This is a genomic window from Clostridium sp., from assembly GCF_036643715.1.
Classification (GTDB): domain Bacteria; phylum Bacillota; class Clostridia; order Clostridiales; family Clostridiaceae; genus Clostridium.
Genome location: NZ_JAVXRL010000078.1, coordinates 1 through 8,180, shown reverse-complemented (window position 1 = coordinate 8,180; position 8,180 = coordinate 1). Strand labels below are relative to the sequence as shown.

Below are 8,180 nucleotides of genomic sequence, written 5' to 3'. Positions count from 1 at the left end.
CTATTTTTCTCATGTTTTTCTCCACCTTTACTCTTACTAATCCTTAATTAGAAAAATCTAGCTTTCTACATACTAGAAAGCTAGATTTGAACTCCATTTTAAATTGTCACTTTATTAAATCCATAATTAAAACATACTAACCATAAAATATTATAAATACTAATTAAAGCATATAATATTTATATTTCTGCCTTTATTATTTCCTAATACTAGTTTCAATTTTTAATTGCTCATTATCATAGTTTTCTTTCAAATTAGATTTCTCTTTTTTGTTAGATTATACTTATTAGATATTATCAAACAAATAATTAAGACTACTCTTTAAATATTTGAATAGTTAAATATCTCTTTATATATCTATTATATCATTTACAATTAAATTCCACCAATTTAAAAATTAATTAAGTTAATTGTCTTAAACAAGTTTTTAAATCATCTTCGGCATTGCTTATTGGTTTAATATCGAAAGTATCTACTAAATATTGTAATATATTAGGTGATATAAAGGCTGGTAATGTTGGGCCTAAGAATATGTCTTTTATGCCTAATGATAATAATGCTAAAAGATCTGCTACTGCTTTTTGTTCATACCATGACAATATAATCGATAATGGTAATCCATTTACATCTGTATCAAATGCATCTGCCAAAGCTGTAGCTATTTTTACAGCTGAATATGCATCATTGCATTGTCCTATATCTAGTAATCTTGGTACCCCTGCAACTTCTCCAAAATTTAATTTATTAAATCTATATTTACCACAAGCTAAAGTTAATATAATACAATCTTGAGGTACCATCTTTGCAAACTCTGTATAATAGTCTCTACCTGGTCTAGCTCCATCGCATCCACCAATTAAGAAAAAGTGCTTTATTTTTCCTTCTTTAACTGCTGTAACTATTTCATTTGCATAGGAAAGTGTAGCCTTATGTCCAAAACCTACTAATATTTCATGCTTTTCTTCATCTTTTTCAAATCCACCAAGTTCCAAAGCCTTATTTATAATTTCACTGAAATCTTTATATTCATCATTATCCTTTGAAATATATTTTATAGCATCCCAACCAACAACACTTGTTGTAAATATTCTATCTTTATAACTTGGTCTTGGCTTCATAAGACAATTTGTAGTCATTAATATACATCCTGGAATATTATCAAACTCTGTTTGTTGATCTTGCCAAGCTCCACCAAAATTCCCCACAAGATGTTTATATTTTTTAAGTTCTGGATATCCATGTGCTGGTATCATTTCTCCATGAGTATATATATTTATCCCTTTTCCTTCTGTTTGTTCTAAAAGCATTTCTAAATCTTTTAAATCATGACCTGAAACTATAATAAATGGCCCTTTTCTAACATTTACATTTACCATATGAGGAGTTGGATTTTTATAAATCGTAGTGTTCCCTTCATCTAGTAATCTCATTACTTCTACACTAATTTCACCAGTTCTCATTGTCATTCTAATTAATTCTTCTAATGTAAGATTATCATTAGTAGTTGCTTCAAGTCCTATAAAATAGAATTGGTCTACTTGCTCACTATTATACTTTATAACTCTTGCTTGATGACCATAAGCGGCAACACCTTTTAATCCATAAACTATTGTCTGTCTTAATGAACGTATATCAGCATCAACTTCTTGATCATACATAATCCCTGCTTTTTTTGCATCTTGTAACATTTCTTCTCTTGTATTACTTAACTTATATGTAGCTTGAACTGGATAGTTTTCTATATTTTCAACCTTTTTACTTATTTCTTCTTTAATTTTTTGAGACTCCTTTAAAAGCTCTACATGAATAGATGCATCAAAATTTACATTAGTTAAAGTCGTAAATAAAGAATTTTCAACAAACTCAACAATCTTCTTATCTATAATTTCACCTTTATCAATTAATGTTTTCGCATAACAACTAATACCTTTTAACTGATAAATAATCAAATCTTGAAGACCAGCAACTTCCGGAGTCTTTCCACATACCCCTAGCTTTGTACAACCCTTTCCCCCTGCTGTTTGTTCACATTGATAGCAAAACATCGGATTTTTCATAATTATAATCACTCCTTAATTTTTTCATATAACTATTGTATACCCTACGAACTTACATTATATTCTTTTAATTAAATTTAGAAATAATCCTTAATTTCTACTATAAATAATAATTGCCCATAGAAAAAGGTGGTTTCTATGTCAAACATATAAGCCACCTTTTATATACTTTATAATTCTAGTAATTATTTCTTTGTTCTTACATTAATAGATTTAGGTTTTGATATTTCTCCATTTGAATACTTAGCACATACCTTGAACCCATAATTTATATTTTTTCTTAACCCATCAATAACTATTTCCGCATTCGCAGATGGTATCTTAGCAAGTTCTTTTCCATCTTTATATACTACATACTCAGTTAATCCAACTATGCTACTTGGCGCATCCCATGTTAACTTAACTGTACTATTAGTTACTTCTGATGAAGTTAAATTATCTATTTTTGAAACAACTATAGTTTCATCTGGTATTTCTTCTAATCCATCAATTGCAGAGTTTATATACTCTTTCGCTTTTATTACTTCATCAGGGGTAGCATCAACTTTATCAATAATTTTTTTTGCGTTCTCTAAAGCTTTAACAAATATATTCCATGTAGAGTCAGTATACTTTCCTTGATCACGATTTGCATTTTTTTCATATAACTCTATTAATTCTATTTTGTCAGCTTTTAGATTATTTATTGCATTATTTAATTTGAATAGTTTAGCTTTAGCATCTGAAGTAGTCATCTCTCCATTTAAGAAAGCTTCCACATCTGCAATAACTCTTTGTAATTCTTCAAAACTTTCTGCTGTATATCCATTGTTTGATATAGATTTAGCTATCTCTAATCTCTCTCTTAATTCAGTAGTATCAACTTCATTTAGAACCAAACTATCTTTTGCATCTTTTAAGTTTCTAATTAAGTCTTTTACTTCTGCATTACAAGTATCATCTGAAGCCATAATATCATTTGCTTTTTCAAGAACTACTTTAAAATTATTAAAACTTTCTTTTGTAAAATCCTCTTCTTTTAAATCAACGCATAACTCAATAAGATTCCCTAATTCTGATTTATCAACAGCTAATTCTTCTTTATAATTAGTTGTAACTATTTCTTTAATTTCAACATATTGATTAGACGCAGATTCATTCTTACCAACATGTTCTATTTCCAATATATAATTACCTATCTCCAAATCATTCCAACTAATTAATTTTCTATTCCACTCACGTTCTGTTGAATAACAATCTATAGTCTCTTCTTTTTCAACTACTCCATCTTTTTTCAGTGTAAACTTACCCTTTCCATGATCAGAATACTTAACCCCTAATATTTCTACACCATTTCCAGTAAATTCATATGTCAATTTACTACCTTTAGTTGTTGAATAGTAATTACCTGAATTTTCACCACCTGATACTACATCCCAGTTCCCCTCTTGTTGTCCTTTTCCAAGAGGAAGTTTTTCTAATATTAAACTTTCTTCTAATAAATCCATACTTTCACGTAACTGTACAATCATTTTTTCTATATCAGGTTGTTTTGCATCTATACTACTAACTAATTCTTTTGCTTTAGCTAATAATTTATTTAAGTTATATACACTATCCTTAGTATATTCAGTTAAAGTTATTTTTTCTTCAGACTCAGCAATAACTGAAATCAATTCATTTTTATCAGCTTCTCCAAATCCTAAACGATTAAAATATCTTGTTAAATATAAAGCTCTTGAATCCATTACCGATTGTTTAGATTCAGTTACAGATTTAGCATTTTCTAATGAAAAATCAAACCCTTTTTTCATTACATCCTCTGCGTCTTTATATAACGGATCATCTTTATCAATTACAGAAGCTTTTTCAATAACACTATTTAACTCCTTAGCATTACCTATTTCATCAACATCAACAGTTGATAGGTTATACGCATCAATACTAAAGTACGATGGATTATTGCACCTTGTCATAGAAATAATAATAGAATTTGTCTTAACAGGTGTAAACTCAACAAATTTAGTTGAATAATATCCTGAACCTGGAGCCATAGTATCACTATCTTTTTGATCTATATCTCCTAACTTACTTCCTTCTAAAATAGTTACATATTCTCCATTTTCTAATGCCTTAATTTTATAAGTATCTGTCCAATTATTATTAGACACAAACTGTATGAACTTTAGTGAACTTACAACTTCCTCTTTATCAAATTTTAGTTCTATATCTACACTATTTGTATTATTATTAGTAGCCCAACGTGTAAATAAATCTGAATCAATTACTTTTTCTGATGAATATTCATCAATGTTATTATAATAATTATCACTTACTGCAGATTTAATATTAGTTTTTTTATTTGTGTACTTTCTTGTGAAAATATCACTTACTCTTTGATCACCTTTAAATAATGCTGCCCTAATAACATTATCATTTTCTATTGATAATTGAATAGCTTCTGCATACTCTTGTGATGTCTTAACTGGATCAGTACCATCTGTAGTATATCGTATAATATATTCATTTTCTTGTTTAGATAATGAAACACTTGGGTTGTTAATATCAACTCCTCCTGAATCTTTACTAAACGAAATATTATTTTTAATTAATTGTGTATTAAATTTAGATAATATAGTTTGAATACTACTCTTATCATCAATATATACACCAATATTTGAATTGTTTTCTATTGCTCTTCTCTTTATTTCATTTATATCTACGTAATATTGGTCTATCTGAGATTGGCTTAACTTTTTATCAGCACTAATCAAATAAACAGTCTCATCACATTCAATTATTTTAGGATACATATTGTTAACTATATTAGTTTTTTGCATACATGCGTTTAACTCTTTAATAACCCCTGCATTTAAATCCGCTTTTGCAGCTTCAATCAATACTTTTAATTCTTCTTTTAATTTTGATAAGTCTTCATGAATTTCTCCTAATACACTTTCTGCATTTTCTATTATTTTCTCGGAATTAACATTTGATAAATCAATTTTATAAACTTTACCTTTGTTTACTGTAAATGTTATTCTATCATTGCTTTCATCTTTTAAAACATTAATTTCTTTTCCATCTTCATATACTTTTGCATTTTTTATATTTTCATATTCACCAGTAAATTCACTATTTGCCTCTTCTCCATCATATTGAACAGTAAATTCTGTTGCAAATCTATTTTGCCATTCTTCTGAAATAATAAAGTTCCCTCTGGCTACTAACCCTGAAACTCTTCCATCACTCCATTCGCTAGGAATAGCTGGTAAAAATTGAATATACCCTAGTTGACTTTGAAGAAGCATTTCCGCTATACCTGATGTATATCCAAAGTTACCCTCTACTTGAAATGCAGGAGCATCTTCATGATCCTTCCCAAATCCATGTGAACCAAATAAGTTATCCATTATACCCGCATAATTAGTTGATAACATTGATTGAACAGTTTTATAAGCATTTTCTCCATCTAAAGTTCTTGCCCATAGATTAATTTTATGTCCTTTAGACCATCCAGTTGCTTTAAACCCCTTATCTAGCAAACTTATCTTTGCTGCTTCAATCTCTTTCTCATTATCTTTGTTTATTAATGTTCCTGGGAATAGACCAACTAAGTTTGAAATATGGCGATGTGATTCACCATCATAATCACGATTAAATGCAGGTATTGCAGATGATTTGCCCCCATTTAAATATTTACCTATTGTAGTTTCTTGGTACCATTCTTTTATTTGACCATCTTCTCCAATATTAATTGGATCTAATTTAGCTTGAGCATCTTGCCACTTAACAACATATTCTTTATCCGTATCCAATATATTTGCCGCGACTATTGCCTTATCAAATATTTCCCAAACTAAAGATTGATCATAGGTTGATCCAACAGTCATTGGTCCTTGCTCTGCTGAACTAGATGGTACAACAATCAATCTACTAACATCAGTTCCGTCAATTGTCTGTGATTTACTTTCTACTAATTGGTTTATCCACATATTAGCTACTTCTTTTACCATAGGATAAAGAGTTGACTCTAAATAATCTTTATCTTGTGTGAACTCATAATAATCAAAAGCATTTTGTAACGCCCATGTTCCACCATTAGGATTCCATCCATAATATTCTTCACCATTAGGTGATGTTTGTCCAAAAATATTATTTGCAGTGTGTACCATAAACCCATTACCTTCACCTATAGCTGTATTTTCAAAATCCTCTGTCTTAGCTCCTATACTCATCTCAGCCGACTTTCTACCTGGTATTACTAATGAATTCATATACTCTGAAAATACTTTCCCACACTCAGCTAAGTTTGTTGAAAATGCTGGCCAATAATTCATCTGAACATTTACGTTAAAATGATAATCACCTGCCCATAATGGTGACCCTATCGACCACAAACCTGCTAAATTACTTGGTAGAGATCCTTCTCTAGAAGATGCAATAGTTAAATATCTTCCGTATTGGAATACTAAAGCTTCTAGCGCTTTATTATAATTACCATTACGATAATTTTGCAGTATCTCATTAGTTGGAATATTAGGTAAGCTTTCATTTAAATCTAGCTCAACTCTATCAAAAAGCGACTTATAATCTTCTGTATGACTTTCTTTTAATTTATCATATCCTTTTTTACAAGCTTCATCAACTACTTGATCTACTCTACTTGTTACATCCTTAGAAGTTTCTCCAGTGCGATAACCTGGATATTCATTCTTATAATCCGTACCTGTTGATAAAATTAAAATTACCTCATCAGCATTATTAACTTGTAGTTTATTATTTTTTTCCTCTACTTTATTGCCATCCCCTTTTGCAATAACTTTTAATGATGATGTGTAATTCATTTTATTTCCATTTAATGTTCCTATTAATCTGATCATATTATCCTCATCATCAACTGAAACATTTGCATCTGATGATGATAAAGCAAATGATTTTTGGAGCTCTACATTAAAGTTTAACTTCTCTGAACCGTCTTTAGTAAAACGAGCAACCAATACATTATCTGGATAACTTAAAAAATACTCCCTTTTATAAGTTGTTCCTTTAAAGTCATACTCTACTCCTGCCGTTGCATCATTTAAATCTAAATCTCTTTCATAGTTACGAACATTATTTGCTGTAGATCCAATTCCGCTAAAATCAATGTAAATATCTCCAAAATCTTGCCATGACCCAAGATTACTACGATTTGAAAATAACGCATTACTTACTCCAGTATTATTACCTGTGGCTACTAACTCCCCCTCTGAATCAAATCTATTCACTATATTGTCATATGCTTCTTGACTAAATTCTCCTAATTTATTTCCCCCTTGATATGGAGTTCCATTATTCATTGTTCCATCTGGCTTATCTGGGCCACCTGTCCAAAGAGTCTTATCATTGAAGTGAATTCTTTCTTTTTCAACTCCTCCAAAAATACCTCCTCCAATAGTTCCATTTCCAAGTGGTAATAACTTACTTTCTAACACTCTGCTGTCTCCTTCAATAGGAGCTGGCTCAGTGTACCACAATCTCTTATTATTTACGTTGCTAGAAGTAGTTTCTATACTTGTATTATTCGCTAATGCATAAACAGGCATTTCAGAAATTATGATTGTACATAATATGCTACAACACAATGATTTTATTGTTCTTTTACTCTTTTTATTCATGTTATACTCACCGTTCCCTTCATAATAAATAATTTAAGGTAATTTCTATACAAATTCAGAAATTATCTTTTATATTTCTTCTAATTATTTTTTTGTTCTTACATTAATAGATTTAGATTTAGATTTTGATAATTCTCCATTCGAATACTTAGCACATACCTCGAATCCATAATTTGTGTTTTTTTCAACCCATCAATAACTATTTACTAATTCCTAGCCAGTATCTTAGCAAATTCTTTTCCATCTTTTAAACTTAATCTTTGATGTAGCTCCGGTTGTTGATATATATCCATTAATTTTTCTAATGATTTAACATTATTATTTTGACTTTCATGGTAATACCAGCCTTGTCTTATAGATACATCTGATTCACCAACTACCCAATCTTATCCATTTTCTTCTCCAGTATTTAAATAGTGTGGCTGATCTGGTAGTTTTCTCATTTCATCTCTACTGATAGTAGACCAACAAGTCTCTCCTGCAT

General features: G+C 29.6%; 2 protein-coding genes. Both read right to left on the bottom strand.

Annotation, left to right across the window (positions count from 1 at the left end; translation table 11 throughout):
- Positions 1-401: 401 nt before the first annotated feature.
- Complete coding sequence (gene hcp / locus RSF37_RS14365) at positions 402-2,057, bottom strand: hydroxylamine reductase (protein ID WP_332565073.1); 1,656 nt, start codon at positions 2,055-2,057, stop codon at positions 402-404.
- Positions 2,058-2,242: 185 nt separating this feature from the next.
- On the bottom strand, positions 2,243-7,696 hold the full coding sequence (locus RSF37_RS14360) for a glycosyl hydrolase family 95 catalytic domain-containing protein (protein ID WP_332565072.1): 5,454 nt from the start codon (positions 7,694-7,696) through the stop codon (positions 2,243-2,245).
- Positions 7,697-8,180 lie beyond the last annotated feature (484 nt).

Bases quoted from the DNA above. Each gene is read 5' to 3' on its own strand.
- RSF37_RS14360 (WP_332565072.1), bottom strand. From the start codon at position 7,696: ATGAATAAAAAGAGTAAAAGAACAATAAAATCATTGTGTTGTAGCATA.
- hcp (WP_332565073.1), bottom strand. From the start codon at position 2,057: ATGAAAAATCCGATGTTTTGCTATCAATGTGAACAAACAGCAGGGGGA.